Source organism: Rhizobium bangladeshense, assembly GCF_001662075.1.
Lineage (GTDB): Bacteria > Pseudomonadota > Alphaproteobacteria > Rhizobiales > Rhizobiaceae > Rhizobium > Rhizobium bangladeshense_B.
Genome location: NZ_LYPL01000011.1, coordinates 83,780 through 98,190, shown reverse-complemented (window position 1 = coordinate 98,190; position 14,411 = coordinate 83,780). Strand labels below are relative to the sequence as shown.

Annotated in this window: 17 protein-coding genes; 9 read left to right on the top strand and 8 right to left on the bottom strand. The window is 60.1% G+C overall.

Going from position 1 to position 14,411, the window contains the following annotated elements:
* Nucleotides 1–3 precede the first annotated feature (3 nt).
* Nucleotides 4–906 carry a branched-chain amino acid ABC transporter permease gene (locus tag A7X77_RS21160; RefSeq protein ID WP_010051810.1) on the bottom strand — a complete coding sequence of 301 codons (903 nt, stop codon included), beginning with the start codon at nt 904–906 and terminating at the stop codon, nt 4–6.
* Between the two features lie 534 nt (nt 907–1,440).
* Here A7X77_RS21160 and cysQ point away from each other — a divergent pair.
* Both cysQ and A7X77_RS21150 read left to right on the top strand, forming a co-directional pair.
* Nucleotides 1,441–2,238: a 3'(2'),5'-bisphosphate nucleotidase CysQ gene (cysQ, locus tag A7X77_RS21155; RefSeq protein ID WP_064684807.1), complete on the top strand. Its 798-nt coding sequence runs from the start codon at nt 1,441–1,443 to the stop codon at nt 2,236–2,238.
* Nucleotides 2,239–2,807: 569 nt separating this feature from the next.
* Nucleotides 2,808–3,533: a sugar transferase gene (locus A7X77_RS21150; protein WP_064684806.1), complete on the top strand. Its 726-nt coding sequence runs from the start codon at nt 2,808–2,810 to the stop codon at nt 3,531–3,533.
* Between the two features lie 233 nt (nt 3,534–3,766).
* On the opposite strand, the gene A7X77_RS21145 is transcribed toward A7X77_RS21150, so the two are convergent.
* The gene (locus tag A7X77_RS21145; RefSeq protein WP_064684805.1) at nt 3,767–3,955 is read right to left on the bottom strand and encodes a hypothetical protein; all 189 of its coding nucleotides are present in this window, start codon (nt 3,953–3,955) and stop codon (nt 3,767–3,769) included.
* A 343-nt stretch (nt 3,956–4,298) separates the two neighbouring features.
* Between A7X77_RS21145 and A7X77_RS21140 the strand changes: the two genes are divergently transcribed.
* Nucleotides 4,299–4,574: a DUF1153 domain-containing protein gene (locus tag A7X77_RS21140; RefSeq protein WP_007533628.1), complete on the top strand. Its 276-nt coding sequence runs from the start codon at nt 4,299–4,301 to the stop codon at nt 4,572–4,574.
* 21 nt (nt 4,575–4,595) lie between these two features.
* Here the strand turns inward: A7X77_RS21140 and A7X77_RS21135 are convergent, their stop codons facing one another.
* Nucleotides 4,596–5,141 carry a paraquat-inducible protein A gene (locus tag A7X77_RS21135; protein ID WP_197486869.1) on the bottom strand — a complete coding sequence of 182 codons (546 nt, stop codon included), beginning with the start codon at nt 5,139–5,141 and terminating at the stop codon, nt 4,596–4,598.
* 62 nt (nt 5,142–5,203) lie between these two features.
* On the opposite strand from A7X77_RS21135, the gene A7X77_RS21130 reads away from it, so the two are divergent.
* On the top strand, nt 5,204–5,482 hold the full coding sequence (locus A7X77_RS21130; protein ID WP_064684803.1) for a GNAT family N-acetyltransferase: 279 nt from the start codon (nt 5,204–5,206) through the stop codon (nt 5,480–5,482).
* 258 nt (nt 5,483–5,740) lie between these two features.
* On the opposite strand, the gene A7X77_RS21120 is transcribed toward A7X77_RS21130, so the two are convergent.
* A complete protein-coding gene (locus tag A7X77_RS21120; RefSeq protein ID WP_064684801.1) occupies nt 5,741–6,091 on the bottom strand; it encodes a hypothetical protein in 351 nt (116 codons plus the stop codon).
* A gap of 436 nt (nt 6,092–6,527) precedes the next feature.
* On the opposite strand from A7X77_RS21120, the gene ctrA reads away from it, so the two are divergent.
* Nucleotides 6,528–7,229, top strand: a complete 702-nt coding sequence (gene ctrA, locus A7X77_RS21115) for a response regulator transcription factor CtrA (protein ID WP_007533606.1) — start codon at nt 6,528–6,530, stop codon at nt 7,227–7,229.
* A 226-nt stretch (nt 7,230–7,455) separates the two neighbouring features.
* On the opposite strand, the gene A7X77_RS21110 is transcribed toward ctrA, so the two are convergent.
* Together A7X77_RS21110 and chpT are read right to left on the bottom strand one after the other, a co-directional pair.
* Complete coding sequence (locus tag A7X77_RS21110; protein ID WP_064684800.1) at nt 7,456–7,818, bottom strand: response regulator; 363 nt, start codon at nt 7,816–7,818, stop codon at nt 7,456–7,458.
* Nucleotides 7,819–7,938: 120 nt separating this feature from the next.
* A complete protein-coding gene (gene chpT, locus A7X77_RS21105) occupies nt 7,939–8,586 on the bottom strand; it encodes a histidine phosphotransferase ChpT (protein WP_064684940.1) in 648 nt (215 codons plus the stop codon).
* Nucleotides 8,587–8,780: 194 nt separating this feature from the next.
* On the opposite strand from chpT, the gene A7X77_RS21100 reads away from it, so the two are divergent.
* Both A7X77_RS21100 and A7X77_RS21095 read left to right on the top strand, forming a co-directional pair.
* Nucleotides 8,781–9,371 carry a DUF1134 domain-containing protein gene (locus A7X77_RS21100; protein ID WP_064684799.1) on the top strand — a complete coding sequence of 197 codons (591 nt, stop codon included), beginning with the start codon at nt 8,781–8,783 and terminating at the stop codon, nt 9,369–9,371.
* A gap of 217 nt (nt 9,372–9,588) precedes the next feature.
* Entirely contained in the window at nt 9,589–10,749 is a 1,161-nt protein-coding gene (locus tag A7X77_RS21095) for a hypothetical protein (RefSeq protein WP_064684798.1), read from the top strand.
* A gap of 72 nt (nt 10,750–10,821) precedes the next feature.
* Here the strand turns inward: A7X77_RS21095 and A7X77_RS21090 are convergent, their stop codons facing one another.
* Both A7X77_RS21090 and A7X77_RS21085 read right to left on the bottom strand, forming a co-directional pair.
* Nucleotides 10,822–11,646: a TrmH family RNA methyltransferase gene (locus A7X77_RS21090; RefSeq protein ID WP_064684797.1), complete on the bottom strand. Its 825-nt coding sequence runs from the start codon at nt 11,644–11,646 to the stop codon at nt 10,822–10,824.
* Between the two features lie 7 nt (nt 11,647–11,653).
* Nucleotides 11,654–12,037 carry a hypothetical protein gene (locus A7X77_RS21085; RefSeq protein ID WP_064684796.1) on the bottom strand — a complete coding sequence of 128 codons (384 nt, stop codon included), beginning with the start codon at nt 12,035–12,037 and terminating at the stop codon, nt 11,654–11,656.
* Between the two features lie 41 nt (nt 12,038–12,078).
* Here A7X77_RS21085 and A7X77_RS21080 point away from each other — a divergent pair, with 41 nt between their 5' ends.
* Nucleotides 12,079–13,104, top strand: coding sequence for an RluA family pseudouridine synthase (locus A7X77_RS21080; RefSeq protein ID WP_064684795.1), 1,026 nt, complete (start codon nt 12,079–12,081; stop codon nt 13,102–13,104).
* 191 nt (nt 13,105–13,295) lie between these two features.
* Nucleotides 13,296–14,204, top strand: a complete 909-nt coding sequence (gene rpoH / locus A7X77_RS21075; protein WP_012484996.1) for an RNA polymerase sigma factor RpoH — start codon at nt 13,296–13,298, stop codon at nt 14,202–14,204.
* Nucleotides 14,205–14,411: the final 207 nt, after the last annotated feature.

Here is a 14,411-nt window from a genome sequence, read left to right as displayed (position 1 = left end):
ACGTTATACCTTCTCGACTTCCGGCCGCCCGAGGATACCTGTCGGCTTGAAGATCAGCACGAAAGCGAGGATGGCGAAGGTCGCCACATCCTTGTACGCGATGGTGAAATAGGCCGACCACAGCGATTCGATCAGACCGATCATCAGCCCGCCGAGAACGGCGCCCGGCAATGAGCCGATGCCGCCGAGAACGGCTGCGGTGAATGCCTTCACACCCGGCGTAAAGCCATCGGCGAACGAGGCAACGCCATAATACATTAGATACATCGTGCCGGCGACGGCAGCCAGTGCCGCACCCATGACGAAGGTGATCGAAATCGTCTGGTCGACATTGACGCCGAGCAGCGCCGCCATCTTGCGGTCCTGCTCGGTGGCGCGCTGGGCGCGGCCAAGGGCGGTACGATTGACGATATACCAGAAGGCCGCAAGCAGTACCGCTGTGATCACGATGATGATGATCTGCTTCAGCGACACCGAGATATTGCCGAACTGATAGACCGAGCTCACCATCGGCGGGATCGGCTTGTTGCGCGGTCCCTGCGTCACCTGGATGAAGTTGGACAGCACGATCGACATGCCGATCGCGGTGATCAACGGCGCCAGGCGGAATGAACCGCGCAGAGGACGGTATGCGACGCGCTCGATCGTCCAATTCCACAAACTCGTCATCAGCATCGCCACGACAAGCATCGCCAGCAGCAGAATTGCCACCGGAAGACCTGCGAAGATGGATGTGAGGACGAGGAAGACGATAAGAGCGGCGAAACCACCGAGCATGAAAATGTCGCCATGGGCGAAGTTGATCATGCCGATAATGCCATAAACCATCGTATAGCCGATAGCCACAAGGCCATAGATGGATCCGAGCGTCAGCCCGTTGAAGAGCTGCTGGACGAAATACTCCATATGTCGTTTTCCCCTGGATGCGAGCCGAATATGCTGCATCTCTTTTTGGTTCTTCGGTCGCCCGTTTCAGGCAACCTCATGACCGCATGCATAGCGGTTTCGTTGCAAATGTGAAGACAAAAAGGATTTACTCCGGCAGATTCTTGTTCGAACAGGGCTAAATGGCGCATTTTGCACCAAAATCCACAGAAAATCGGCGAAGCCCGTCCTGTTTTTAGCCAAAAACTGGCGTCGAATTAACCATCCGGCGATTTCGCCTTCAATTTCACGAACCTCTTGCGGCGTAACCTATTCCACAGAATTGGAAGATGGAGCAAATTCAGACCCGTAGCGCGGCGCTTTGGCGAATCCCATTCCAGCGAATGACTGCCATCTTCGTCTGACAAGACCGAAAGCTTATGGTAGCATCGCAGACTGCGTTATTGGGGTGCGGAGCGCGGGGCGAAACACCATATAAGATTGACTATGGTGGCAGGGATGGTTTGCGGACGAGCGACAACGGGGTGCTCGCCGCGCGGCGAACGGCAAAGGACAATGCTGAGGACATTCGAAAAGGCGGCGCTCGAAGCCGGCAGGGCCATCATAACGGTCTTGCGCGAAGGCTTTCCCGTCGCCATGAAGGCGGACGCAAGTCCGGTCACGGTCGCCGACGAGGAGGCCGAACGGATCATCCTTGCGCATCTTGCCCGAGACTATCCCGAAATACCGGTCGTGGCGGAAGAGTCGGTCGCGGCCGGCAGGGTGCCCGACATCAGCGGTCGGGGCTTCTTCCTGGTCGACCCTCTTGACGGCACGCGTGAATTCGTCGACGGGCGGCAGGAATTCACCGTCAACATCGCTTATATCGAAAACGGCGCTCCGGTGGCCGGGATCGTCTACGCGCCGGCGCTCGGGCTTGCCTTCTCGGGAGAACGCGGCCACGCCGAAAGGCTCGTGGTTACGGAGGATTTCATCGTCGGCGCACGCAGTGCAATCACCGTGCGCGAACAGCCGGCCGACAGGCTGGCGCTCGCGAGCCTTCGCCACAACAGCCCGGAGACCGGAACCTTCCTCGCCGACCATGCGATTTCCAAGTGCACCAACATCGGCTCGTCACTGAAATTCTGCCTGCTGGCCGAAGGCAAGGCCGACGTCTATCCCCGTTTCACCCGCACGATGGAATGGGACACGGCGGCCGGCGACGCAGTGCTTCGCGCCGCCGGCGGTTCGACCGTGACGCTCGACGGAGCGCCACTGACCTACGGCAAGACCGGAACCGCGGCTGATTTCGATTTCGCCAACCCGAACTTCATTTCCTGGGGCGGCAGGAAACGCGTCCTGGAACCCGCCTGACCGCCCGCGAGAATCGCTGAAAGCCGCGGGCGTGCTTCTTCATCCGTCGCCCTCCCCCACATGCCGACTATCTCAGCTCCGCCGGTCATCAACTGATTCGCATGGCCGGGTGACAGACCTGATTCTGCGCGTTAGCCCCGTGCCCCCACACCTTCTGCCTGCAAAAGCTCGTCGATCCCGCCTTGGTTTTGTCACATTTTGGCACTGTTAGATAACAAGCCGACCGTTCTCGCGAAAAAATTTCGCCCCGGTTTCTGTTAAGAAATGGCGCTTGCGGGCAATGCGGTACGTGCCGTAAAGGCACGTCCTAAGCACCCCGGAAGCCCCCGCCAAGAGCCTAAAAACCTTGACGAAATTCCAATTCTTAACGAAATATCATGAGTTTGCCTCAACTTAACGCAAGTGCGAAAGATTTGTTGCGATGCGATATTTCTCTGGACACCATTACACAATTGTCGCATTTTTCCGTTTTAGTAGGGTTACCAACACCTGAGTGCAGCCCTGGTGACAGGGTAAACCATTGATCGCCTATTGCCGCCGCGCCCCTCGAAGACAACAGAGTACGATCCTTGAGCATCACGGAACTAAACAACACCATTTCGACAGAGTCCTTCCGGCCGAGCCGCCGCCAGCAGCCGAGCCTGAAGATCCAGACCCCTGTAATCCACAGCGATGCGCCGCAGGCGCCGTGGGTGGATCTCGCCCTGAAGCGGGCGTTCGACATTGTTTCGTCGTTGAGCGCCCTCCTCGTCCTCGCGCCCTTACTTCTTCTCGTCGCCCTCTTGATCAAGCTGGACAGCCCCGGACCGGTGCTGTTCAAGCAGACTCGTTGGGGTAGGAACTGCAAGGCCATCAAAGTCTACAAGTTCCGCTCCATGCGCACCGATCTCTGCGATGTCTCGGGCGTTGCTCAGACGGTGAAGAACGACCCGCGCGTCACCCGTATCGGCGCCATTCTGCGCCGCACGAATATCGACGAGTTGCCGCAGCTGTTGAACGTGCTGTTGGGCGACATGTCGGTTGTCGGTCCGCGCTGCCACGCGATCGGCATGCGCGCTGGCGGCATGCTCTATGAAGAGCTTGTGCCGGAATACCACCAGCGCCATGCGATGCGTCCGGGCATGACCGGTCTCGCCCAGATGCGCGGCCTGCGTGGCCCGACCGATCGTCCGGCCAAGGCGCGCGCCCGCATTGCCAGCGATCTCTATTACGTCGAGAATTTCTCGATCTGGATGGATATGCGCATCATCGTCGGAACCGTCGCATCGGAACTGGCCGGCGGAAAAGGCTTCTAAGCTTTTTGTAAGAACGGGCCGGCTGCTCGGAGCAGCCGGTACCGGAAGCTCGGGCGACTGCCCGTATGCGGTTGAGCGAATCACGCCTGCCATCGCATTCCTCAGATACCCCGCGATCATATGCAACGAGAGATCGAGAATCGCCTCTCGTTACGGCTCTTGCCGTCAGCCGACCCAGCGCCGCTTCTCTGAGGCGCTGCCGCACTTTGGATAAGTTCAGGCATCCCCGTTGCCTACTTCCCTGCCGGCATGGGGCCACTGCCTAACAAGGCGAAAATGTATTGTTTCAGGTCAGCGCCATGCAATGCGAAGGCGACGGTATTTCTCACCGCATCCTCGAAGAGCGCGTCGATTTCCTGATTGACCGCCCTCCTCGCAAACGCCCCTTCCACACAGAAGATCGCCGAGATCGTCCGTTCCATCGCCGTCACCGGTCTGCAGCAATAAAAGAGGTCGGAGGCCTGGTAACGCTGACGAGGCTTGGCTGCCGATTGCTGATCAACGTTTTCAATACCGGCGACGAGAAGCGCACGCCGGAGTGTCGACGAAGACCGATTGGCTGCGTAAGCAAGGACAGGAGGCATCAAATCGTACGAATGGGGCCGATACGGGGGGATCGGCGACGAAGTCTTGCGAGCAGACGCCCATTCATCGGCCACTCCGGGCGTCTAAATTTGTTATCAAAGTCTTACGTTGGGCTTAGGCAATTTTTAAATGTGGCAGGCTAGAGTGGCGCTCGTGGTCTTGCGTTGTGTAGAGAGTCCAATGACCGAAATGATACGTCCCCGAGTAAAATATGTCATCGGCCCCGATGGCAGCCCCCTGACCATCGCGGACCTTCCGCCGCCCAATACGCGGCGCTGGGTGATCCGCCGGAAGGCAGAGGTTGTCGCGGCTGTTCGCGGTGGCCTGTTGAGCTTGGAAGAGGCCTGCGAGCGTTACACGCTCACGGTCGAAGAGTTCCTGTCCTGGCAGTCGTCGATCAACAGCCATGGCCTCGCCGGCCTGCGCACCACGCGCATTCAGCAGTATCGCCACTGATCGCACGCCAGAATCGACGATTTATTTCGGGCCGGACGCATCTCCCGTTAGGGAGTGCAGAAGGCCCGAAATCATTGACGAGGCCGCGTAGCACCACAGGCCAGGCTGAGTGAATGCATTCGCCAACCCCGTCGCCTTCGCCGCCGCAATGACGATCGCGACCAGCAGCACGTCCATCATAGACCACTTGGACAGATGCGGCACGACGCGACGATAAAATAGACTGCCGGCCCCGCCGCCGGCACCTGTCGCCTCCGCAGCGATCCCAACCATCTTCAGAATCGGAAGCACGATCGACACCAGTGCGACGATCGCCGCCAGCAGCCCATCCCCGCCCTGCCAGAGCGAGGAGACGATTTCGACCAGCGACGGGGTCTGATCGAAGAAATACAAAGTCTCGAATCGGACCAGCGGCAAGATGAGGCCGAGCGCCAGGAGGAACGGCGCCGCCACGAGCAGTACCGGGCGGATCATCGAAAACGCCCTCATTCGCGCGAACCTTGCACCGATCCGATCCTTTTCATGAACACTCTGTCTCCTCGAGGAATTGCCTCGCGGGCTTGGCATGATCTCGGCGCCATGTCACCGTCGCCGGCGACAATATCCCCATCCCTCTGCGAGGAAAGACAATGGACATTCGAAACGAGGAAGGCCCTTCCGGCGGCCGTTATGCGACCGAGGTGGAAGGGCATGGGGCGGAGATGACCTATTCGCGCACCTCGCCGACACTCGTCATCATCGATCACACCGCCGTTCCCGATGCCCTGCGCGGCAAGGGCGTCGGTCAGGCACTGGCGATGCATGCGGTGGAGGCCGCTCGCACCGGCGGCTGGAAGATCATTCCGCTCTGCCCCTTTTTCAAGGCGCAGGCGCAGCGCCACCCGGAGTGGCACGACGTCGTGAACTGATTCCCGTGGCTTAGCCGCCCGGCTGCGATTTCCAAAGCGCCGCGCGTCTTTTCAGGCGCGCAAAGAGTGCTGCAACACTTCCGCGTGTGCCTTCGAAAAGCGATTTGGATTCTTTTCGTCCCGGTGCGCCAAGCGGGCGATATGGAGACGGAAAACGGCAAACACCAAAAGCCATGTATGACGGACCAGCGCGCCCATCATACATGGCTTCTCTGTGGCGATCCCCGGGGCGCCGAAGCCGGCGCCCTTCGTTTTCACTTACGCCCGTGCTCGAGCGCCGCTGTCACGTTCTTCCAGCGCCGACGCCCTTGCATATTCCGCCTGCATCTCCTCAAGCGCCAATTCCAGCGCCTCTTCCTGCATCTTCAGTTCCTTGACTGAAACCTGCAGGTTGTCGGCCCGCTGACGCGCAGCCTTGGCGAAGGTCGGATAAGCAAAGTGATTCGGGTCGGATATACCGGACTTCTTTTCCTCGACGACGATCTGGCTCTCCAGATCCTTCGTCATCCGTTCGAATTCGGACATCATCATCTGCAATTGCTGCAATTGACGTCGTTTTTCGTTCACCTGAAACTCTTTCAGGCGAACGAGACTTTCTCGCGACTTCATACGCATTACTCCCGTGATGCGAGACCCCGGCTCAACTTGAAACCGCCCTGCGCGCCGCTTTGACACGGTTTGCTAAAAAATTTCCTGCGATATTAACAAAAACCTACCGCTGGTAACCTTTCGTTTACGGGCATCGTTAATGATAGGCCCGATGATTTAAGGGTCGGTAAATGCCGCGGCATGAAGTTCGACCCTTTTCATTGGCGAGTCGGATGAATCACTTAGCGCTGTTTCCTAATGTTAAAATTGAGGAAAGCCTTTTTGAGATTCCTATTGGAAAACAGAGAAATGGAAAAATTATTTAATAAATTCGATACTCCTTGCCAGAGTGAATCAGAATTTGTTAACCATTTCGTGGCAGCTTCCAAATCACGTAGCTTGTTCGGTAGCGTGTAGGGGGCCAGACCACCTTTCGGCGGCGGTAAAGGGGATAATTATGCGGGTACTTCTCATCGAGGACGACAGCGCTACGGCGCAGAGCATCGAATTGATGCTGAAATCAGAGAGTTTTAATGTTTATACCACCGATCTCGGTGAAGAAGGCGTCGATCTGGGCAAGCTGTATGATTACGATATCATCCTTCTCGATCTGAACCTGCCCGACATGTCCGGATATGAAGTGCTCCGCACTCTCCGGCTGTCAAAGGTCAAGACACCGATCCTCATTCTGTCGGGCATGGCCGGTATCGAAGACAAGGTTCGCGGCCTCGGCTTCGGCGCCGACGACTACATGACCAAGCCGTTCCACAAGGACGAGCTCGTCGCCCGCATCCACGCCATCGTCCGCCGCTCCAAGGGCCATGCCCAGTCAGTGATCATGACCGGCGAACTGATCGTCAATCTCGATGCCAAGACCGTGGAAGTCGGCGGCCAGCGCGTCCATCTGACGGGCAAGGAATACCAGATGCTGGAGCTGCTTTCGCTCCGCAAGGGCACCACGCTCACCAAGGAAATGTTCCTCAACCACCTTTACGGCGGCATGGACGAGCCGGAACTGAAGATCATCGACGTCTTCATCTGCAAGTTGCGCAAGAAACTCGCGAACGCCGCCGGCGGCGCCAACTATATCGAGACCGTCTGGGGCCGTGGTTACGTTCTTCGCGAGCCGGATGGCACCGAATATGCGGAAACCGCCTGAGCTTCCAATCTTCCGATCCCCCTTATCGGATGACGAAATCCCGCCCCTCCGGCGGGATTTTTCGTCTTTGGCTGGCAATGAGTGAGATGGCCTGAGGCCCTGGTCGACCTGAAGTCCTTCATCTCGGTAAGGAAAGGAGAAGGAGAGCCACTGCACCAACCGGGCGTCCGCCCTCTTTTGGCGGAACGCTCTGGGAATGGATGATGTCGGCGGAATGCGCCTGCCGTCAGGCAGCGATCGCGCGGTTTCCAAAAACGGCGGTCAGGATCTTGCGATCGAAGGGTTTCAGCAGGAAATCGGTGGCGCCGGCCCGTTTGCCCGCCATCAGTTTCTTCAGATCCGCTTCGATGACGCAATAATAGATTTTGACGTCCTTGCCCCCGTCCATGGCGCGGATGGCGGCAATGAGGTCGAGGGCGCCATCCATGCCGGAATCGACGATCAGATATTCCGGCAATTCCGCCTGGCAGCGCTGCAGCGCCTCGCTGGCATTGGAAGCCTCGCTGACGAGAAAGTCGAGTTCGGAGAGAATGCGCTTGCCGACCTTGCGGACGATGTCCGAATTATCGGTGATCATGAACCTTTGCATGACTGCTCCTTTGCCCCCGCATTCGTCGCAACAAGAGGCCTCTTACAACCCTGGAGGATAGGTCCATCAGGCTAAGGAATCGTTACCGGACGGGCACCCGGACCCGTCCGAGCTCCGATATCAAGCAGCAGCGACCACCGCCGTAAACACCAATTCTTCGGCGCTGGCGCTATGATCGAGCGTCATTCCGCACTCTTCAGCCAATAGCACGGCGTAATAGGGCTGTATCGAATGGGCATCGATTGCCTCCTCGATCGTGCCGGTCGATATTTCAACGAATTTCGGCGGCAAGCGCATCATCTTGCCCTTGGCCGTGAGCGTGAACTTGGCGTCGAATTCGGGATTTTCGAGCGTCACTTCGAGCACGCCGCCGCGTGGAATGGAGGAATAGGCGACGAGGAAGAGATTAAGCAGCAGCTTGACCCGGTTCTTGGCAACGATGGCGCGCGGCCCGTTCCAGATCACCTCGGTTTTCTTCTCCGCCAGCGCAAAATCCTTGGCGGCCCGCTCGGCCTCGCCGGTGTCGATCGAGGCGCCAACGGAACCGGACGCGCCGAAGGCCAGACGCGCGAATTTCAGCCGGACGGAAGCATTGAGCGCACTGGTGCGGATCAGGTCCATCGCATCGGAATCGGCGCCGCCCTCATCGAGAAGTTCCAGACCGTTGTTGATCGCGCCGACGGGCGAGATGACGTCGTGGCAAACGCGACTGCAGAGGAGCGCGGCCAGATCCGGGCCGGACAGGGTAAGGTTCGGGTTCTTGGACATCATCGTCTCCTGAGGGGCGGCAATCTCATCGCGCCCGGTAATATGCGTCATCTAAATTGCGCGAAGTTTGCGATCGTATTCGGTGCCATAATGACACCATATTTGGTAAACCGATTGTTAAGATCATCGGCGCAAAATGCAGCAATTGACGCGAGCGGTTGTCCGCTCCCGACCAACGACGAACGGATGACACCATGCGCCCTCGATTTCCGCACCGATTCATCGGCTTCTGCAGGTTGCTCTCGGCCCTCGTCTTCTCCTCGATGATGGTTGCCGGGCCGGCTGCCGCTCAGAACAACAACGGTCAGTATACGATGCAGGAAATCATCGATACCGGCCACTCCTTCTTCGGCTCCGCCAGCGGCGGTCTTGCCAAGGTGGTGGAAAGCGCCTTCCAGAAATACGGCCTGCCGAACGGTTATATTCTCGGACAGGAAGGCGGCGGCGCCTTCATCGCCGGCCTCACCTATGGCGAAGGCCAGCTGAACACCAAGAATGCCGGCGAGCATCCGCTCTACTGGCAAGGTCCCTCCCTCGGCATCGATTACGGCGGACAGGGCTCGCGCGTCATGATGCTCGTCTACGATCTGCCCTCCATCGATGGCATCTATGCCCGCTTCGGCGGCGTCAGCGGCTCGGCCTATGTGATTGCGGGCTTCGGCATGACGGTGCTGAAGAACAACGACGTGCTGGTCGTGCCGATCCGCACCGGCGTCGGCGCCCGACTCGGCGTCAATGTCGGCTACCTCAAGATCACCCAGGCGCCGACCTGGAACCCCTTCTGAGGCCGCAGGACCGCTGGAAACTGCCGCCACCCGCATCGGCGGCCTTGCCCCGATGCGCCATGCGTGCTTAATCATCACGGATGACCCGGAATAGGACGCCGAAAGCGTAATCGGTTTTCGGATGTGAAGTTCCGGCCAACGGAGAACGGGATCCAGACCTTAGGCCGACTGGGCTGAAATCCTGTTCTAGTATCAACGTCGAATCGATGGCCCCGCCGTGATCGAATACGCTCTCTTGTTCGGACTGGGCTTCCTGACTGCGGCCTTCCTCGTCTTTCTGATTTCGCCGGCCGTACACCGCCGCATCGTCTGGTATACCGAAAATCGGCTGAAGGCGACGATGCCGTTGAGCCCGCAAGAGGTCCGCGCCCAGAAAGATATGGTGCGCGCCCTTTATGCCGCCGAAAACGCCCGCACCACCCAGGAACTTCTGCGTGAACGCGAAAAGTCCCTCTCGCTTCAGCTGCGGCACGATGCTCTCGCCGTCGATGCCGGCAGGCTTGCCGCCGATGTCAGTGAGTTGCAGGCCCAGATCGGCGAGATGCATGTCGAGGCGGCCGAGCAGCGCTCGCACCTGCGCAAGGACGAGAACTATATCAGCCAGTTGAAGACCAATCTGCATATCGCCGAGCAATCCGCTGCCAACAAGGAGAGCGAACTGGCGGCGATGCGGACGCGGCTGAGCAAGCTCAGCGAACAAACCGACGGGCTGAGGATTGATCTGGCCGCGCGTGAAACAGAGGCGGAAAGCCTGAAATCTCGCGCCAACGCGCTGCGCGACGAACGCGACACGCTGCGCCAGGACGTCACCCTGCTGCAGAAGCGAGCCAAGGATGCCGAGCAGAAACTGACGCAGCAGCAGCATATGGTGATCCGCCTGGAAGACAGGGCCTCGCGTGAGAGCGCATCAGCCGCCGAGAAAGAAACCCTGCTCGCCCGCCGTCAGCAGGAAATCGTCAAGCTGAAGGAGCAGTTGAAAGCCGCCAATGCCGAGATCCGCAGGATCAACCGGGTGCTGCGCGACGCCGGCCTGGCCAAATTGGCGGCGGACCTGCCGGCGGAACTGACAGCCGAAGACACAGCCGCGTCCATGTTCGATACAGCCGCGGTGACGGCTGAGATGGGCGAGGATGTCCGCAAGCGCAGCGCCGCCCTTGCCGAGCGCCTGCAGAAGGCAAAGTCCGTCGCTGGACGTGATGGCGCGATCCGCGAGGAGATCGCCTCGATCGCCGCCAACATGGTAGCGCTGACCGCACTCAACGAAGGCCCTTCCTCGCCGATCCGCACGCTGCTGGCGGATGCCGGGACCAAGAACCCGAACGACCGCGTCAGCCTTGCCGACAGGGCGGCCGCCATCATCGCCAATCCGGTGCGTTAAAGCATGTCGCGCAAAAGTGTGCAGCGGTTTTGCGATAACGACATGCGAGAAGATCGCGACGTACTTTAGGGGTCAGATGCGTCCCATGGCCGAGGCCATGGAAAACAACGCGATCCCCGTTGCCGTCGCCGCATTGAGGCTATCGAGCTCGTCCGATTGCGGGATGCGCGCGCTCTGAAAGCGGGCCAGCAGCGCCGCCGGCAAGCCCTCGCCCTCCGTGCCGACGACGAGCGCCATGCGTGCCGCAGCCGGAATGGCGCGAATGTCCGTTTTCCCACGCGGTGAAAGCGTCCAGATGGCAAAACCCCGTTCGGCGAGTGCAAGGAGCAGGTCCAGTGCCTTGCCGCCCCGCCGGTGTGGAACGCTCAGCACCGACCCGACCGAAACACGCAGCGCTTTGCGATAAAGAGGATCACAGGAGGTTTCGTCGAGCAGCACGGCATCTGCCCGGAAGGCGGCGGCGTTGCGGAACATCGAGCCGGCATTGTCGTGATTGGAAATGCCGCAGCCGACGAGGACCAGCGCCCGTTCCGGCAGGGCGTCCAGAAGCGCTGCCTCGTCACGCTCCTCCCGCCGGCCAAGCGCGAGAACGCCGCGATGCAGGTGGAAACCGACAATGCCGGCAAGCGCGTCGGCCTCGGCGACATAGACCGGCACGTCGGCGGGAAACCGGTCCAGGATCGGCAGGATGCCCTCGACGCGATTGCGCAGCAGCAGGATCTTTTCCGCGCGAAAACCGCGGCCTTGCGCATGCGCCTCGGCGAGCATTCTAAGCACGACGGTACCCTCGGCGATGAAGCGGTTTTCCCGTCCGGTCAGATCGCGCTCGCGGATGTCGCGGAATTCCGCGACGCGCGGATCGTCGGCATTCGCGATGTCGATCGGGGGAGCGGCCATGCCGGCCTCAATTGCCCGTAATGATGACGTCGGCGACGGTACGACCGGTCCTAAGGTCGAACACCAGCGCCTTGTTCCGGCCTTCGACCGTCTCGCCGTAAAACAGGATCTGCCCCGCCGAAAACGAGGTCGACTGCACCTTGAAACCCAGCGGCAGGGAAACGGTCGCCGCGAGCGGCGCCTCCGAGGGCACACCAGAGGCGGCGGTAGCGGCAGCCGTGTCCTTCGGCTCGCGCATCGTCTTGTAGACAACTGCACCGAAGACCGCCATAAGGCTGACGAACATGATGGCGCCGGAAACGATCTGCAGGCGGACCATCTTGCGCCGGACACTTTCCATCGCCGGATCAAGGGGCTTCTCTTCCTGGTCGTCTGGCTCGATTGCAGTCATCTGTGCGTCCCGTTCTAAAAATACGTCGGAGAAGAAGCGTCTTGAGCGACCCCTTTAAACAAGCAGTTGGCATTAGAAAAGTCCTGACCGCCGATGAAACCGCGGAAGGCCGGCTCGACGCCTGGCTGACGGCGCAGGTCGGCGAGGATTTTTCCCGCAGCCGCATCAAGGCGCTGATCAAGGACGGCCAGGTTTCGATGCGCGGCCAACCCGTCACCGATCCGCAGCGCAAGGTGCGCGTCGGCGACAGTTTCGAGATCACGCTGCCCGAGCCGGAAGACCCGACGCCCCGGGGCGAGGATATTCCGCTCGATATCCTCTATGAGGACGATGACGTCGTCGTCATATCGAAACCGGCCGGCCTGGTCGTCCACCCCGGCCCCGGTAACTGGACGGGAACGCTGGTCAACGCGCTGATCCATCATTGCGGCGATACGCTCTCCGGTATCGGCGGCGTGCGGCGCCCCGGCATCGTCCACCGTCTCGACAAGGACACGACAGGCGTCATGGTCGTCGCCAAGAATGACATTGCCCATCGCCATCTCTCGCTCCAGTTTGCCGATCATGGCCGCACCATGCCGCTCGAGAGGGCCTATCAGGCAATCGTCTGGGGGCGGCCCCGGTCACTGACAGGCACGGTCGACGCGCCGCTCGGCCGCGCCACCGGCGATCGCACCCGGCGCGCCGTCAAGCGCCCCGACAGCCATGACGCCGACGAGGCGATCACCCATTACGAGGTGATCGAGCGCTTTCATGAAACCCCGGACGCGACGGCGCTCGCCTCGCTGGTCGAGTGCCGCCTCGAAACCGGCCGCACCCATCAGATCCGTGTGCACATGGCTCATATCGGCCACCCGCTGCTCGGCGACACGATCTACGGAGCCGGCTTCAGGACCAAGGCCAATCTGCTGCCCGAAGAGATCCGCAAGGTGGTAAACGGGTTCGACCGCCAGGCGCTGCATGCCTTCATGCTGCAATTCGAGCATCCGCGCACCGGCGAACTCCTGCATTTCGAGGTACCGCTGCCCGAGGATATGGCGGAACTTGTCGAGGCATTGCGGAGTTAGAAGGGACTGCGGAATTCCGCCTCCCCCGTCTCACACGTGCGTGAGCGGCGCCTTGAACCGCCGTTTCGCCATACTTATCTGTATATAGACTTAGTGCGGGCTTGGGTAGAAAGCCGCACGTCCCGGTTTGCCTTTTCGACGCGGGGACGCGTTTTCATCGGGAACCGGAATTCACTTTAGGAGGGTGCACTATGGCCCGAAATACCTTGCCGTCCATTACCGCCGGCGAAGCCGGCCTCAATCGTTATCTCGACGAGATCCGCAAATTCCCGATGCTCGAACCGCAGCAGGAATATATGCTGGCCAAGCGTTATGCCGAGCACGGCGACCGCGACGCCGCCCACAAGCTCGTCACCAGCCATCTGCGCCTCGTTGCGAAGATCGCTATGGGCTATCGCGGCTACGGGCTGCCAATCGGCGAGGTCGTCTCCGAAGGCAATGTCGGCCTGATGCAGGCGGTCAAGAAATTCGATCCGGAGCGCGGCTTCCGCCTCGCGACCTATGCCATGTGGTGGATCAAGGCCTCGATACAGGAATATATCCTGCGGTCGTGGTCGCTGGTGAAGATGGGCACGACCGCAAACCAGAAGCGCCTGTTCTTCAACCTGCGCCGGCTGAAGGGCCGCATTCAGGCGATCGACGACGGCGACTTGAAGCCGGAGCACGTATCGGAAATCGCCACCAAGCTGAACGTCTCGGAGGAGGAGGTCATTTCGATGAACCGCCGTCTCTCCGGTGACGCCTCGCTGAACGCGCCGATCAAGGCGGCCGAAGGCGACAGCGGCCAATGGCAGGACTGGCTTGTAGACGATCACGACAGCCAGGAAGACGTGCTGATCGAGCAGGACGAGCTCGAAACCCGCCGACGTATGCTGAGCAAAGCGATGAGCGTGCTGAACGAACGCGAGCGCCGCATCTTCGAGGCCCGCCGCCTTGCCGAGGAGCCGGTGACGCTGGAAGACCTGTCAGCCGAATTCGACATCAGCCGCGAACGGGTCCGCCAGATCGAGGTTCGCGCCTTCGAGAAGGTGCAGGACGCTGTCCGGAAGGAAGCTCTGGAACGCGCCAAAGCCGTCCGCGTCGTCGAAGCCACAGCCTGAAAAGGCTGAAGTCTGGAATTGGCAACGCTACCTCCCCGGTGCGGGAGGTGGCGTTTTCGTTTGGGTTGTGCGACCGGCTGGATAGTAATTGGCCCCTCACCCTAACTCTGTCCCCGTAAAAACGGGTAGAGGGGACATGCCCTGCGAGAGGTCAGCGAGGAACGGGGAGATGGCGGCTATCCCCTTCGCCCCGTTTACGGGGGTCCG